General features: G+C 54.3%; 17 protein-coding genes. 6 read left to right on the top strand and 11 right to left on the bottom strand.

The genetic code is table 11. The features are described 5' to 3' along the window. Window positions 1-94 precede the first annotated feature (94 nt). Window positions 95-1006, top strand: a complete 912-nt coding sequence (gene rdgC / locus E2F51_RS12225) for a recombination-associated protein RdgC (protein WP_134823573.1) — start codon at window positions 95-97, stop codon at window positions 1004-1006. A 74-nt stretch (window positions 1007-1080) separates the two neighbouring features. Here the strand turns inward: rdgC and ppnP are convergent, their stop codons facing one another. The 4 genes from ppnP to aroL form a co-directional block, all read right to left on the bottom strand. Further along, the gene (ppnP, locus tag E2F51_RS12220) at window positions 1081-1371 is read right to left on the bottom strand and encodes a pyrimidine/purine nucleoside phosphorylase (protein ID WP_013200988.1); all 291 of its coding nucleotides are present in this window, start codon (window positions 1369-1371) and stop codon (window positions 1081-1083) included. A gap of 60 nt (window positions 1372-1431) precedes the next feature. Further along, a complete protein-coding gene (locus E2F51_RS12215) occupies window positions 1432-2109 on the bottom strand; it encodes an AroM family protein (protein ID WP_013200987.1) in 678 nt (225 codons plus the stop codon). A gap of 298 nt (window positions 2110-2407) precedes the next feature. Continuing rightward, window positions 2408-2599 (bottom strand): YaiA family protein, encoded by a 192-nt coding sequence (locus tag E2F51_RS12210; protein ID WP_013200986.1) that lies wholly within the window; start codon window positions 2597-2599, stop codon window positions 2408-2410. A 103-nt stretch (window positions 2600-2702) separates the two neighbouring features. Further along, window positions 2703-3227 carry a shikimate kinase AroL gene (gene aroL / locus E2F51_RS12205; protein ID WP_013200985.1) on the bottom strand — a complete coding sequence of 175 codons (525 nt, stop codon included), beginning with the start codon at window positions 3225-3227 and terminating at the stop codon, window positions 2703-2705. Window positions 3228-3532: 305 nt separating this feature from the next. Between aroL and E2F51_RS12200 the strand changes: the two genes are divergently transcribed. Continuing rightward, on the top strand, window positions 3533-4261 hold the full coding sequence (locus E2F51_RS12200) for a DUF2076 domain-containing protein (protein ID WP_134823572.1): 729 nt from the start codon (window positions 3533-3535) through the stop codon (window positions 4259-4261). A 37-nt stretch (window positions 4262-4298) separates the two neighbouring features. Here E2F51_RS12200 and E2F51_RS12195 read toward each other — a convergent pair whose 3' ends face one another. Beyond that, window positions 4299-4751, bottom strand: a complete 453-nt coding sequence (locus tag E2F51_RS12195; RefSeq protein ID WP_134823571.1) for a YaiI/YqxD family protein — start codon at window positions 4749-4751, stop codon at window positions 4299-4301. 172 nt (window positions 4752-4923) lie between these two features. Between E2F51_RS12195 and proC the strand changes: the two genes are divergently transcribed. Continuing rightward, window positions 4924-5733 carry a pyrroline-5-carboxylate reductase gene (gene proC / locus E2F51_RS12190; protein ID WP_134823570.1) on the top strand — a complete coding sequence of 270 codons (810 nt, stop codon included), beginning with the start codon at window positions 4924-4926 and terminating at the stop codon, window positions 5731-5733. Between the two features lie 33 nt (window positions 5734-5766). On the opposite strand, the gene E2F51_RS12185 is transcribed toward proC, so the two are convergent. The 4 genes from E2F51_RS12185 to E2F51_RS23830 all read right to left on the bottom strand — a co-directional run bounded on the left by E2F51_RS12185 (window position 5767) and on the right by E2F51_RS23830 (window position 8595). Next, window positions 5767-7296, bottom strand: coding sequence for an FAD-dependent oxidoreductase (locus E2F51_RS12185; RefSeq protein WP_134823569.1), 1530 nt, complete (start codon window positions 7294-7296; stop codon window positions 5767-5769). 208 nt (window positions 7297-7504) lie between these two features. After that, window positions 7505-7810 carry a PsiF family protein gene (locus E2F51_RS12180; RefSeq protein ID WP_105759645.1) on the bottom strand — a complete coding sequence of 102 codons (306 nt, stop codon included), beginning with the start codon at window positions 7808-7810 and terminating at the stop codon, window positions 7505-7507. A 151-nt stretch (window positions 7811-7961) separates the two neighbouring features. Beyond that, entirely contained in the window at window positions 7962-8222 is a 261-nt protein-coding gene (gene iraP / locus E2F51_RS12175; protein WP_013200979.1) for an anti-adapter protein IraP, read from the bottom strand. Between the two features lie 229 nt (window positions 8223-8451). Beyond that, window positions 8452-8595, bottom strand: a complete 144-nt coding sequence (locus E2F51_RS23830; protein ID WP_162096468.1) for a hypothetical protein — start codon at window positions 8593-8595, stop codon at window positions 8452-8454. A gap of 288 nt (window positions 8596-8883) precedes the next feature. Here E2F51_RS23830 and E2F51_RS12170 point away from each other — a divergent pair, with 288 nt between their 5' ends. Then, window positions 8884-11964: a beta-galactosidase gene (locus E2F51_RS12170; protein WP_167738398.1), complete on the top strand. Its 3081-nt coding sequence runs from the start codon at window positions 8884-8886 to the stop codon at window positions 11962-11964. 29 nt (window positions 11965-11993) lie between these two features. Here E2F51_RS12170 and E2F51_RS12165 read toward each other — a convergent pair whose 3' ends face one another. Both E2F51_RS12165 and cspA read right to left on the bottom strand, forming a co-directional pair. After that, window positions 11994-13202, bottom strand: coding sequence for a multidrug efflux MFS transporter (locus E2F51_RS12165; RefSeq protein ID WP_013200977.1), 1209 nt, complete (start codon window positions 13200-13202; stop codon window positions 11994-11996). Window positions 13203-13531: 329 nt separating this feature from the next. Continuing rightward, a complete protein-coding gene (gene cspA, locus E2F51_RS12160; RefSeq protein WP_013200976.1) occupies window positions 13532-13744 on the bottom strand; it encodes an RNA chaperone/antiterminator CspA in 213 nt (70 codons plus the stop codon). A 571-nt stretch (window positions 13745-14315) separates the two neighbouring features. Here cspA and E2F51_RS12155 point away from each other — a divergent pair. Beyond that, window positions 14316-14564, top strand: coding sequence for a biofilm development regulator YmgB/AriR family protein (locus E2F51_RS12155; protein ID WP_013200975.1), 249 nt, complete (start codon window positions 14316-14318; stop codon window positions 14562-14564). A 292-nt stretch (window positions 14565-14856) separates the two neighbouring features. Next, complete coding sequence (locus E2F51_RS12150) at window positions 14857-15204, top strand: hypothetical protein (protein WP_134823567.1); 348 nt, start codon at window positions 14857-14859, stop codon at window positions 15202-15204. Window positions 15205-15241: the final 37 nt, after the last annotated feature.

Genomic DNA, 15241 nt, shown 5'->3' with positions numbered 1-15241 from the left:
GGCGGAAAGGCAATGAAACCCCGCCGCCGATTCGCTATCATGCGCGCTGACTTTGAATTAGCGCGCCTGATGCGCGCCCGAGAGGGAAAGCATAATGCTGTGGTTTAAGAATTTAATGGTATATCGTCTGAATCGCGAGATCCCACTGGCGGTTGACGAGATGGAAAAACAGCTTGAGGCATTCTCTTTCGCTCCCTGTGGCAGCCAGGATATGGCAAAAACCGGTTGGGTTTCGCCAATGGGCCCGCGCCATGATGCATTTACCCACGTCAATAATGGCCAGATCCTGATTTGCGCGCGCAAAGAAGAGAAAATCCTGCCTTCTACAGTGATCAAACAGGCGCTGGAAGCCAAAATCGGCAAGCTTGAAGCCGAACAGCAGCGCAAACTGAAAAAGACCGAAAAAGATTCGCTGAAAGATGAAGTGCTGCACAGCCTGCTGCCACGCGCTTTTAGCCGTTTCAGCCAGACCTTCCTGTGGATTGATACCGTTAACAACCTGATCATGGTTGACTGTGCCAGTGCCAAAAAAGCCGAAGATACGCTGGCGCTGCTGCGCAAGAGCCTCGGTTCGCTGCCGGTGGTGCCACTGACGCTGGAAAGCCCGATTGAGCTGACCATGACCGAATGGGTGCGTTCAGGTGAAACGCCGGCCGGTTTCGCACTGATGGACGAAGCCGAGCTGAAAGCCTTGCTGGAAGATGGCGGCGTGATCCGCTGTAAGAAGCAGGATCTGGTGTGCGATGAGATTGCTAACCATATCGAAGCCGGCAAACTGGTGACCAAACTGGCACTGGACTGGCAGGAGCGCGTGCAGCTGCTCCTCTCCGATGATGGCTCGCTGAAGCGTCTGAAGTTTTCAGACACCCTGCGTGAACAGAATGATGATATCGATCGGGATGATGTTCAGGCGCGATTTGATGCCGACTTTATTCTGATGACCAGCGAGCTGGCGGCGTTGGTGAGCAATACGATTGAAGCGTTGGGTGGCGAAGCGCAGCGTTAAGCAGATGCATTAAAGAAGCTCAGCGCGAGACGGCTGAGCTTCTTTTGGCGCCGAACGGCGTCGGCCCTTCAGGTTTAATCTTTCAGATAGCGGCACAGATAGGAAGAAGGCTCTGCCACCTGCAGATGAAACTCGCTGTGACCCGGGACGTTAAACACCTGGCCTGGCTCAAAGTGCTTCCACTCGGCTTCACCTGGTAACAACACCTTCAACGATCCGCTGACTACCGTCATCTCTTCCGCCTGGCCGGTGCCAAACGTATATTCGCCTTCCGCCATCACGCCCACACTGGCGCGCCCGGTACTGGCACTGTCGAAACCAATTGATTTCACTTTTCCGTCGAAGTACTCACTGACGTTGAGCATATAAACATCCTTAAAATCAGAGAAAAAGATAACAGTGTAAAAGTGCCGAGAAGTTCTCGTTTACACAAGCAGTTCTGCTGCCAGTTTGGCTATTAACACATTGGACAACAATACCGGAATGCCTAACAGTTTCTGCAGGAAATCCCGGTGCCGCTGGTGGTAGCCCAGACAATCCAGCACCACCACATCCGCGCCCTGCTCCTGTAAGTGCAGCGCAGCGGTAATCAGATCATCATCGCTGGTTTCCCACGGGCTGGCTACTGCAAAGTGGGGCTTCTGTCCCAGGCTCTGCCATTTGTACGCCTGCTCCGCGATATACTCTTCCCGCGCCACCACAATACCGACCTGATGCCCACCGGTGATCGCGTCCACCAGCGGCGGCAGGATACGGTAAGGTTCAAGCAGAATGGCGCTGTCAGTAAACAGGTTTTTGTACTGCCCGCTACACAGCATCAGGATAGTCTCAAAGCCCTGCTGTTCAAGTTCAAGGATCTTGTTTTGCAGCGCCGCTTCCACTTTCGCGGCCGAAAGCACCACGTGAGTGCCGTCTTCCAGGCGGGTCATCACCACCTTTTCATTGCCAGCCGTGGCGTATTTTTGCTGTATTTCGTCATGGGTCAGATCGTCAAGCAATCCAACGTGGGCGATTTGTTCTTCAGGGAGATTTTCCAGTAGCAGGGGATGGAGATCGCTACGGGCAGCCTGGCCTAGTGTAAGTGTTGCAAGTGAGTGTTTCATCGTTTTACTTTCCGCAAAGTTCGCCCTGTCAGCGAACGTAACCGCCAGATCCTCAGTGGTGTCAGTACCGGGAACCACAGATACAGAAAGCATAGCAGCTGCCTCTGAAACAGCGTGAGGGTCAGCAGGCGTGGCGGTGTTTTTCAGAAAATCTTTCAAGAGTCAGTCCAGCTCGGGCTAAGGGATGATCGGTTTTTATTTTAGGTAAATCAGGGTGCCACAGAAAAATACGGGGAGGGTCTGGCGGGGTCAAGTCATAATCTCGCGGGGAGATCGCTGGCATCCTTGCCGGCCGCCATCACTCTTTGTCTTTATCTTCGTAACGGATTTTGGCGTCCTGCGCCTCTTGCTCTGTTTCATGCTCACTGATCAGCGTGTCAGGCTTAGGATGATCGGCGCGCAGTTCATACCAGGTGACAGTTTTCTCGGTGGTGCCTTTTTTAACCGGGACAATTTTTGCTTCACGTGGATACGGGGGTTTACCAGCCATATAATTTCCCTCTTGTCAGAATAAAAACCTCTGTCGGCAATAAAGGCCCGACAATCGCGTATCTGACTAAGTATAGACAAAGACTGGTATTTTTCCGCAGTATTTAGCTGGCGCGGGCCAGAGAGAGCATCGTAATGATGTCCTCTACCACCTTGTCCGGGCACTGCATGGCATTAATCACGTAATGCGCGGTCTGCTGATACAGCGCATCCCGGGCTGCCAGCACTTCCACCATTTCATCGGCTATCGGGCGGCCGGTGAGCGTCGGACGCTGATCCTGCTCCGGGTAGGCTTCCAGCCGCGCGGCCAGCACGTTGGCGTCCGCTTTCAGGTAGATAACCCGGCCCTGTTCACGCATAAATTTGCCGTTCTCCGCCGCCAGAACCATACCGCCGCCCGTGGCGATGACCGTGGCCGGCGCCGTCACCGCTTTTAATGACAGCGTTTCACGCTGACGAAACCCTTCCCACCCTTCTGCGGACACAATATCAGCAACGGTGCGCTGCGTGGTTTGCTGGAGGTAGCGATCGGTATCACTGAAGGCATAGCCTAAAGCGTTCGCCAGCGCCTGACCTACGGTAGTTTTTCCGCAGCCGCGCGCGCCGATCAGATAAAGGGGTAACGACATAACTGGCACTTCCTCAGCCTGCTCGTCAGGGTCAACGCCCACGCCGAAAGGCAGATAATGATGAACTTTGCGTCGCATCATACCGATAATTTCCCTGTGCGACCAGTAGTCACTTTTTCTTTACACCCGCCGTGTGACCCATGTCGATTAACAGACTGAATTATAACAATTAACGGGGTGTAATTTTAACTTTACAGTCACAAAATAACCGCGCGATAACAGCAACATTTCCTTACCCGATGCACGTTTACTTTCCCGCGCGTAGCCCCAATATAGTCAGCATCACCCGTTACGGAGTTAGACTAATGCAGAGCGAAGAACAACAGTTAATAGAGAGCCTGTTTGGCCGTTTAAAACAGGCTGAAACTCAGTCCGGCCAGCGTGACGCCGAAGCGGAAAGATTAATCCAGCAGCAGGTTCAGCAACAGCCAGGCGCACCTTACTATATGGCGCAGTCGATTCTGATTCAGGAAGCGGCACTGAAACAGCTGAACAACCGTGTCAGTGAGCTGGAAGCCAGGCTGGCTCAGGCGCAGCAGCAACAGCCCCAGCAGAGCAGCGGCGGTTTTCTGGCCGGCCTGTTTGGCGGCGGCAGTCAGCGCCAGCAGCAGCCGACACAGCCACAGGCCCAGCAGCAGAACCCGTGGAACAGCGCGCCGCCTCCGCAACAGCAACAACAGCCTGCTTATGCGCCTGCGCCCGCTCAGGCTGCGGCCCCTTCCGCGACGCGCGGCTTTTTAGGCGGCGCATTGCAGACGGCGGTCGGTGTTGCCGGTGGCGTGGTGATGGCAGATATGCTGACCAGCATGTTCCATCATTCGCAGCCAGAGGAAATTGTGAACATTATCAACGAGCCGGCGATGCCGCAGGAAAACTTTGATAATAATCTCGATACCTTTAACGGCACCGGCAATGACAATCAGTTCGCCAGTCAGGATTCGGGCTATCAGCAGGATAACAGCAATGATTTTGCTGATTTCGGTGGTGATGACTTCAGCGGCGATGATTTTGGCGACGACGACAGCTTTGTCTGATTAACGCAGCGGGTGGAGTTCTCCACCCGCTTCTTGATTATTTCTTTTTCTGGCTGAGCAGCCACTTATCCAGTTCATTGGCAAACTGCTGGCGATCGCGCTGGTTCAGCGTCGCCGGTCCGCCGGTCTGCACGCCACTGGCCCGCATCGTATCCATAAAATCACGCATGGTCAGCCGTTCGCGAATCGTGGCGTCGCTGTAGCGTTCACCCCGTGGATTCAGCGCAATCGCCCCCTTCTCCATCACTTCTGCCGCCAGCGGAATATCCGCGGTGATCACCAGATCGCCCGCTTCAGCCCGGCGCACAATTTCGTTATCGGCCACATCAAAACCCGCCGGCACGCGCAGCGTGGTAATAAAGCGCGATGGCGGTACGCTCAGCGGTTGATTCGCCACCAACGTGACCTTCATCTGCTCGCGTTCGGCAGCCCGGTAAAGCACCTCTTTGATCACTTTCGGGCACGCATCGGCATCCCCCCAGATTGGCATATGACCCCTTTCCTTTTTGTTATTACGATAAACAGGGAGATCATGCCGTGCTTTTCAGGAATGGCAAATCTAATCTGCCGGTAACGGCTAAACGAAGCGGAAACTGGATAAAGGCCGGGAATGACGTAAGCTAGAGCCGTATCAAATACTGACTGAAACAGGGAGCACAACGGTGGAGAAGAAAATTGGTTTTATTGGCTGCGGCAATATGTCGAAAGCCATTATCGGTGGTCTGGTTTCGTCGGGTCAGATCGCACCTGAGAACATCTGGGTATTTGACCGTAAACCGGCCACCAATGAAGCGATGCAGCAGCAATACGGCATTACGCCGGCGTCCAGCGCGGAAGAAGTGGCCAAACAGGCCGATATCCTGTTTGGTGCGGTGAAACCCAATGTCATTTTGAACGTGCTGAAAGAGATCGCCAACAGCCTGAATAAAGATACCGTGGTGGTGTCAATTGCGGCGGGCATCACGCTGGATTCACTGGCGAACGTACTGGGCCACGACCGTAAGCTGGTTCGCGTCATGCCGAACACGCCGGCACTGGTGAATGAAGGGATGACCTCAGTGACGCCAAACGTGCTGGTCACCAAAGAAGAAGCCGATGAGATTGTTGATATCTTTAAGGGTTTCGGTAAAGCCGCGCTGGTGCCGGAATACATGATCCATGCGGTGGTCGGCGTAAGCGGTTCTTCCCCGGCGTATGTGTTTATGTTTATCGAAGCGATGGCGGATGCAGCGGTGCTGGGCGGGATGCCACGCGCGCAGGCGTATCAATTTGCCGCGCAGGCGGTTAAAGGCGCAGCGCAGATGGTGCTGGAAACCGGCAAACATCCTGCTGAACTGAAGGATATGGTGTGCTCGCCTGGCGGCACCACCATTGAAGCGGTGAAAGTATTGGAAGAGAAAGGCTTCCGCGCGGCGGTGATGGAAGCGATGCAGCAGTGCATGGCCAAATCCGAGCGGATGAGCAAGGCCTGACCTTAAGGGGCGAACGGCGTTCGCCCCTGTCGATCACTTCAGCGCTTCTTTGACCAGCGCAGCGGTTTCAGCCATCGTCATCGGCTCCTGCATCCGCAAGACCAACTCGGCGGTGAAGGTATACAGCCCGCAGGAGGCTACCGCCGCCAGCTGGCCTTTCTGCCCATACAGCGCGACAAATTTCTTATCTGCCAGCGACCCAAACAGCTGATAGTCATCCCACTCTTCCGCATGACCCAGATATTCGTAGCGCGTCCCAAACTGCGCGGTCCAGAAGAACGGCACGCGATCGAACGCTTCGTTTTGCCCCAACATGTTCTTAGCGGCAACCCGACCCTGCTGTTGCGCTACCCGATAGTGCTCAATCCGCAGCGGGCCTGACGCCGCCGGGAAGGTGGCGATATCGCCTGCGCTCCACACCTGGCTGGCCACTTCTAGCGTCTCACTGGTGGTCAGGCTGGCATCGTCATTGAGCGGAATGTCATGAATAAACGAGGTGCCCGGCGCGACGCCCGTAGCCAACAGAACGATATCAGCCGGCACAATTTTACCGCTTTTTAACGCAATCGCACTGACGTGACCGTTATCTTCCTTCAGCTCGGCCACCTCGCCGTCGATAAACTCCACGCCTTTATCTTCATGCAGCTTGCGGAAATAACCGGCAATCTCCTCACCGAAGGTGTTTTTAAACGGCAACGGTTCAGGTGCAATCACCTGTACCTTCACATCCTGCGCACGTAGCGCAGACGCCAGCTCCATGCCGATAAAACTGTTACCAATAATCACCAGCTGCTTGGTGGCATCGACCGCCTGCAGCAGCTTGTCAGCCTGCTCAAGGCTGCGCAGCACATGCACGCCCTGCAGCACCTTACCTTCCAGATCTGGCCGCTGCGGAATGCCGCCGCTGGCAATCAGCAACTTGTCATACTGCAAGCTTGTGCCATCGGCGAAATGCAGGGTCTGATTACGGCTTTCAAGCCGTTCGACGTCCGCCAGCTTATGTTCGGCATAAGCGGAGAAATCCTCTTTTAACAGCGGAGGAACCTCATCAATCTTCATGTTGCCGGAAGGGACAAATTTGGTCAGCACGGTACGATCGTAGGGCGCCTCACTTTCACGATCGACCAGGATCAGCTTGCCGGTAAAGCCTTCCCTGCGCAGCGTCCATGCCGCAGCCGCTCCTGCCGCGCCGGTGCCCAGGATCACAAAGACCGGATCCTGGCGATCGGCCTGGAAAGTGGCCAGCGGCGGCAGCGGTTCGGGATCCACCTGCACCATGCCGTTTTCTACTCTGACCGGATAGCGCTTAAGATCGCTCAGCGCTAACGGCTCGCACAGACTGCCGTCATTCAGGCTGAAGTTGGCTTTATGCCACGGGCAAACCAGCCTGTCGCCATAGATTGCGCCCTGCTCTAACGGCGCGCCAGAATGGGGGCATTTGCTTTGGAAGGCTTTCACTTCCTGCTGCTCGCGGATCAGAATTATACCGGTTTCACCTACCGGCACTCTGACGGGTTTTCGCTCAGGGAGATCCTGTAAAACGATGGCATTTTGATAGCTCACGACAAGGCTCCTTTTTATTATCTGTTTTCAAATCAACAGTAATAAGCCTGGCATTTACAGGGGAAAGGATCGAAAAGGGGCAGGCGAAGCGAGGATAATTAAGGTTAAGCCATTGTTTATCATTGATTATTAATATTTAAGGAAATATGAATGAACGGTGGGACGGAGGGAAGTGCAAAAAGAGGGGCCTGAGCAGGCCCACCTCAGGTTAACTTTTTTTCAGGCAGCTGCTCATATAGGTTTTACGTTCATCCCCTTTCAGCATTTTTTCACCGGCCTGGGTATTACAGGTTTTCATTTTCATCTGCTGTGGCGTCATCGAGTCCATTTTGCTGTCTTTCTTCAGGCAATTGCTCATAAAGGTTTTTCGTTCATCGCCTTTTAAGGTCTTTTCACCGGCCTGCTGATTACACATGGTCATTTTTTGTTGTTGGGCGGTCTTTTCTGCCGCGCTGGCATAACCACCGGCCATTAACGAAAGCATTGCCGCAACCATCAGATATTTCAGCTTCATGTTTTCCATCCCTATTTGATTAACGAACACTCAAAGTTTGGCAGAAATTCAGACGGGAGCGAGAAAGAAAAGCAGAAATAAACATAAGGGAATAATGAACGGGGTCAACTCGTCACCGCATACATGCGAGCGACGGGCTTGATAAAGCAGATTACTGGCGGGGATGAAGCAAAAGGCGCTGAATGTAACCTTCCAGCAATGACGAGTCTTCGGGATTGATGGTCTCTGAACGTGTCGCCGTGTCCATCGCGGTAGTGATGCTGTCTGAGATCTGCTGGAATTGATGACTGTCCAGCTTACGCAGTAATGCGGTCACCACGATTTCTAACGCCTCAACCTGAGCCACTAATTCCTTGGACTCTTCTTCCTTCTCCGCCAGCCTGACCAGTAGTTCTGCAATGAGGTTTTTCATGCGGACGTCTCAGCGAGTTAAAGCAAGACGTTAACACCAGCAAAAAAAAAAGAAAATAGATAATCGCTATATTTTTTCGTTACTTAAACACGGTATTGATTTCATTATTCACTTTTGCGAAGCGCGGCAAATTTTTATTGCGAGCGAAACGTTTTGCTGCCTGTTAATGTCACAAAATAATCGTCAGAAATAAAAATCAGAGGCAATTTGCCTCTGATTAAAGGTTTTATCAGCCTGGGCCCTGAGAGAAGCCACCGCGTGGGCCACCGCCGCCCCAACCGCCACCGTGACCGCCGCCGCCGCCACCACCTGGAGGTGGGAACAGGCAACCACTTAAGGCTGTTACCAGCGCAATCACACTTACTACTTTCATTAATCGGTTCATTGTACAGACCTCCACGGAACAGTGGCGCTGATAGTAAGCGTCCGTCACCGGCCCAGCAATGCAGAATAGTCCGGTTCAGGGCCATTTTTACCGTCAGTCACTACGCTTAACACTTTCCTGTCAGAACCCCGTAACAATGCTGGGTTAACCCGGTAAATTGCGGATTATCCGCAGGCTGTTTTACCTGCGATCGTGCTCGCAGGATCGCAGGGATCTGCTTTACAACGACGCCAAACCGGCGCAATGTGAGCGCATAACATTTATGAGGTATTGTTGATGAAACCCGCTCCTTCTCTCTCTTTGCAACAGCAACTGATCCGCCGTGATTGGGAAAATCCGGCCGTAACGCAATTGAATCGCCTGCCTGCGCATCCGCCTTTCTCCAGCTGGCGTTCCGTTGCTGCGGCCAGAGAAGACAGAGCGAGCGAACGTCGCCAGTCACTGAATGGCGTCTGGAACTTCAGCTATTTCAGCCAGCCAGAACTGGTTCCGGACAGTTGGTTAGCGCAGGATCTGCCGGAGGCGGATCCCCAGCCGGTGCCGTCAAACTGGCAGCTGGCTGGTTATGACGCCCCGATCTACACCAACGTCCAGTACCCTATTCCGGTCACGCCACCTTTTGTGCCGAAGGAAAACCCGACCGGCTGTTATTCACTGACCTTCAGCTGCGATCCGGACTGGCTGACGTCCGGACAGACGCGGATCCAGTTCGACGGCGTGAACTCGGCCTTTTACTTATGGTGCAACGGCCAGTTTATTGGCTATTCGCAGGACAGCCGCCTGCCGGCAGAATTCGATCTCTCCCCGGTGCTGACCCACGGCGAGAACCGGTTGGCGGTACTGGTACTGCGCTGGAGTGACGGCAGCTATCTGGAAGACCAGGACATGTGGCGCATGAGCGGGATTTTCCGCGATGTCAGCCTGCTGCATAAACCCGCCGTGCAGCTGAGCGATATCCAGATTGAAACGCATCTCAGCCCTGAGTTTCACTCCGCCCAGCTGAAAATTCTGGCGGTCTGCTCACTGGAGCATGCCGGGCAGTATCAGGTTGAGGTTCAGCTGTGGCGGCATAACGCGCTGGTTGGCAGCGTTCACCAACCGTTTGGCAGCGCGATCGTGGATGAGCGAGGCCGCTACAGCGATCGCACCACGCTGACGCTGCGCGTGGAAAATCCTGCGTTATGGAGTGCGGAAACGCCGCATCTATATCGGGCGACCGTGGCGCTGCGCGATCTGCAGGGAAACCTGATGGAAGTGGAAGCCTATGATGTCGGTTTCCGCAAAATCGAAATCCATCAGGGCTTGCTGAAGCTGAATGGCAAACCGCTGCTGATTCGCGGCACCAATCGCCATGAACATCATCCGGAGCATGGCCAGGTGATGGATGAAGCGACGATGATCCGCGACATCACGCTGATGAAGCAGCATAACTTCAATGCCGTGCGCTGCTCGCATTATCCCAACCATCCGCTGTGGTATCGCCTCTGCGACCGCTTCGGACTGTATGTGGTGGACGAAGCCAATATCGAAACGCACGGTATGCAGCCGATGAACCGTCTGTCGGACGATCCGGTGTGGTTCAATGCCTTTAGCGAACGCGTGACCCGAATGGTACAGCGCGATCGCAATCACGCCTGCATCATCATCTGGTCGCTGGGCAACGAATCGGGGCATGGCAGCACGCATGACGCGCTCTGGCGCTGGATCAAAAGTAACGATCCGACGCGGCCGGTGCAGTATGAAGGCGGCGGTGCCGATACCGCCGCCACCGATATCATCTGCCCGATGTATGCCCGCGTCGATCAGGATCAACCGTTCGACGCGGTGCCGAAATGGTCACTGAAGAAGTGGATCGGTCTGCCGGAAGAAACCCGTCCGCTGATCCTCTGTGAATACGCGCATGCAATGGGCAACAGCTTTGGCGGCTTTGCCAAATACTGGCAGGCCTTCAGAGCGTTTCCACGATTGCAGGGCGGCTTTGTCTGGGACTGGGTCGATCAAAGCCTGACCCGTTACGATGCGCAGGGCAATGCCTGGCAGGCTTACGGTGGCGACTTTGGTGACACGCCCAACGATCGTCAGTTCTGCATGAACGGTCTGGTTTTTGCCGACCGTACGCCGCATCCTTCCCTGTTTGAAGCGCAGCGTGCGCAGCAATTCTTCCAGTTTTCGCTGCTCAGCACGCGGCCGTTAATCCTGCGCATTGAGAGCGAATATCTTTTCCGCCACAGCGACAATGAAATCCTGCGCTGGTGCATTGAGCATAATGGCGTGGAGATAGCGGCAGGTGAACAACCGCTGGCCATCGCTGCGGAAGGTCGGGTGGATATCGAACTGCCACCGTTTGCCGAACTTGATGATCAGCTGTGGCTTAACGTTGAGATTATCCAGCCAGAGGCGACAGCGTGGTCGCCGGAAAATCATCGCGTGGCCTGGGATCAATGGCAACTGCCTTCTCGTCTGCCGATGCCTTCACCGCTTAAGTCGTTGTTCATCCCCGAAATGGTGGAGACCGAACAACTGATCGAAATTCGTCAGCAGAATCAGCGCTGGCAGTTCTCAAAGCACAGTGGCGAACTGGTGCAGTGGCTGATTGATCAGCAGCCTCAGCTACTGACGCCATTACGCGATAATTTCACCCGCGCGCCGCTGGATAACGATATCGGCATCAGCGAAGTGACTAAAGTCGATCCGAATGCCTGGGTTGAACGCTGGCAGCGCGCCGGTTTCAATCATCTGGAAAGCGAGCTGACAGATTTCCAGGCTGATGCCCTCAGCCGCAGCGTGCAGCTGACCGCCACCCATGCCTGGTTGCATCAGGGCGAACGGCTGTTTATCAGCCGTAAAAGCTACCTGATTGATAGCGCGGGAGAATTACATATTCAGGTAGAGGTAGATGTGGCTGCCGGCTTACCGGCACCGGCCCGCATCGGTCTCAGCTGCCAGTTAAGTCAGCCGGCAGAAAACGTCAGCTGGCTGGGCCTGGGCCCGCACGAAAACTATCCGGACCGCCTGCTGTCCGCGCAGTTCTCACGCTGGACGCAGCCACTGGACGCGCTCACTACGCCGTATGTGTTTCCCAGCGAAAACGGTCTGCGCTGCGGCACAAAATCGTTAAGCGTGGGCAGGATGAAAGTCGACGGGGAGTTTCATTTCTCGGTCAGTCGCTACAGCCAGCAACAGCTTCGCGAGGTGACCCACCGTCATCTGCTGCAGGAAGAGGAAGGCTGCTGGCTGGTGCTGGATGGGTATCATATGGGCGTCGGCGGCGATGACTCGTGGAGCCCCAGCGTCAGCCCTGAATTTCTGCTGTCAGCCTCACGCTATCGTTATGCGCTGACGCTGAAAGCAGAATAAACGCGTGTTCAGGCCTGACGGCAGCAGCGTCAGGCCTGAGCCGCAGTCACCACTTTGCGGTTACGCCAGGTGACGATCAGCTGAACCGTATTGGCCAGGACCACCACCGCCGTTGCCGCAAATACCCAGCGGAATCCGCCAATGGCCGACACGCCGGAACCAATCAGCGGCCCGACGACGTTGCCGAGGTACATAAATGACTGGTTGTAGCCAAAAATGCGTCCGGTAACCCGATCGCTGGAATAGCGCAGCAGCATGGTTTGCACCGCGGGCATCATCGCCCCTTCCGCAAACCCGAGCAGGAAACGCAGAGCACCCAGCTGGAAGGCACTTCCGGCCCACGACATGGTCACAAACAGCACGAAGGTCAGGATCAGCGCGGAAAACAGGATGCGCTGGGCGCCAATCCGGTCGCCCAGTTTCCCCAGCGTCGGCGCCGAAAACAGCGCAGACACGCCGGGTATGGCCGCTACCACGCCGCTGATAAAGGCAATGTTCTGCACGTTCGGCTCAAGTTCCCGCACAAACAGCGTCAGAATTGGGCTGATCGAACCATTGCACAGCTGAATAGTCAGGGTGGTCAGAAACAGGCTGATAATCAGGCCGGGATTGCCGAGTGAACGGAAGACCATGGTGCCGGAGAGCTTATCCTCTTTTTTCACTCGCGGCTGGCCGCCCTCTTTGATCAGGAACAGCGTGATCAGAAAACTGGTCAGCAATAATCCCGAGGTAATCAGGAACACCGCGCGTAGCCCAACCCAGTCCGCCAGGAAACCGCCCATCATCGGCCCCATGATCACGCCGCAAATTTGGGCGGTGGTCACCATACTCATCGCCCAGCCGCTGCGCTCACGCGGCACCTGGGTTGCCACCAGCGCCATGGCGTTGGGAATATAGCCGGACGTCAGCCCCATTAAGGCCCGCAGCAAAAACAGCTGCCAGACATCGGTGACAAATGCCTGCAGAAAAATCACTATCCCCATGCCCAGAGAAGCACGAAGCAGCATCAGCTTGCGGCCTTTACGATCGGCAAGGCTGCCCCACATCGGCGAGACGATGGCCGAGACCATAAAGGTTACGCTAAAGATAAGTCCGGACCAGAGGGTCAGCGAGCTGGGATCGGTAACGCCCAGTTGCTCAACGTAGAGCGGCAAAAAAGGGATGATTTGACTGATCGCGAGGCCGGTAAAGAGGCAGCCGAACCAGACTGAGATGAGGTTAACCTTCCAGGATTCCATCTTGCTGTGCTGAGGGCCTTATAACAGAAGAGCGAGTTGGCAGTGTAACAAGGGCATTTTAGCAATGAGTGGCAAATAACGGGATGGGGTTAACTTTGAAGTTTTACCCTGTTGGCATAGGGTCTCCAGCCGCAAAATGGCGCTGGCGCTGGCATTTCATGCCGGATGCGCAGTATTTCTGACTGGTGAAAACGTGGCGGGAAAGTGCAGCATGTCGCAGCCAGGATTTAAAAGCCCCAGACGCAAAAAACCCGCCGTTAAGCGGGTTTTCGTATTCTCGCTAGCTCTACACGGAGTAGACTCCGGTTCGCCTGCGAAAAGTTCTCTAATTACAGAGCAGTTACGTTAGCAGCTGCTGGGCCTTTCTGGCCGTTTTCGATAGAGAACTCAACTTTCTGACCTTCTTCCAGCGTCTTGAAGCCGCCGTTCTGGATTGCAGAGAAGTGTACGAATACGTCTTTGCTGCCGTCGGTTGGGGAGATGAAGCCGAAACCTTTCTCAGCGTTGAACCATTTTACTAAACCAGTCATTTTGTTAGACATTTGTCTTTCCTTCAATAAGTATTAAGCCGCAAAGGGCACGGGTTTTTCAACAGGGTGGACTTATGAGGCACTTAAGAAGGAAGTCAGGAAGAGATATCAGAGATAACCTTTAACTGAAAACTGCTTTAATAAATTTGCTCGCATACGTTGTCTGTTTCAAAACCGACGATGCATTTACTCATAACGCAGGATGCAGTTCAATACCTGATGATTAAAAAAAACCGAAACCACTATCAAGTCACTGTAAAATAACTAAAAATAGTTTAGTTTTTTTCGTTAAGCGACGAAATCCTCCACTTTACCTTCTCATTTACCGTGGCAAACCCCAGTCAAAACCGGCCTGTGGGTCCGCTCTCCTCTGCGCCAGAGTAAAAAGCATAATGAAAAATATTTCTGATTGTTACTGGCTTTCCTGCGGCTGCCATCTAGAGTAATTAAAATCTCCGCCTGATTATTCGCAGGCTCAGTATCGATTGACCGTCCTGGTGAATCGACGCGTATTTAAAAATGATAATCCTGATCTCATCGGTTCGCCGCTGGGCGATCGGTGGTGCCTTTCTGGAGGTTAATCATGAGACATTCAACGCCTGGCGCTGGCCGCGCAATAACGGAATATTTTAACAGTCCGGCTTTTCATGCGCCGAAAGAGAGTGAACTGCTGGCGGCAATCCTGACCGAACTGATGCGCCGGGGACGGCCTACCCACAGCAAAGTGATTATCGCCACGGTGATTGCCAAGCTGGAAGGGGAAGTCGATGAGGCGCTGCTGCAAGGGTATCGCAATTTACTGACGCAGCTATTGGAAGAGAAAGAAGAGTAATTTTCGGCCTGCCCTCCTGCTTGATGAAAGGTGCCCACCTGCGTGTCGCTGCCTTAATTTCGCCTGCCTGATGCAAAAAAAATCCCGCACGAGGCGGGAATAAGACGAGCATTGCATGTTTCGCAGTGACCAGCAGATCACCTTTGTTAGCCCGATACCCTACCGCGCCCAGGTTGCAATTCTGTGACATGCTGAACTTCCTTTTCCTGATATTACGTATGTTTACACGCGACCAGATTGCTAACCCTGACCACCCCGTTATCATTGGCGCACTCTTTTCAAAGGATTCGGCATGAACGCTCAGCGACGGCGCGCAACGGGATTATTAAGTCTGGCCTGTCTGGTTATCCTGCTCTGTCTGGGTGTGCGGATGGTCGGCGCGCCTGCACCCGCGGTAACCTCCGTTTCAACACTCAGTGACGCGGCTGACTCAGACCTGTCTCCTACCCCTTGTGAACTGAGCGTGAAGTCCCTGCTCTCTGCCTTGCCCGAAATTGCCGCGATGGCGTTGCTGGCATTAGCGGTGGTGATCCTGCTGTTTACGCCATTGCTGATGCGCCTGCCAGTCCGCTACCTGCGTCCGCCGCTGGCCCCGCCTGAACGAAGGCTCCATCTCTGCCACTGCGTCTTCCGTGAATAAGTCACCGCCCGATCGGATTGGTGTCTTTTACTTATTT

Origin of the sequence: Erwinia sp. QL-Z3 (assembly GCF_004551645.1) — a bacterium.
GTDB classification, from domain to species: domain Bacteria; phylum Pseudomonadota; class Gammaproteobacteria; order Enterobacterales; family Enterobacteriaceae; genus Erwinia; species Erwinia billingiae.
This window is presented reverse-complemented; position numbering and strand designations above follow the sequence as displayed.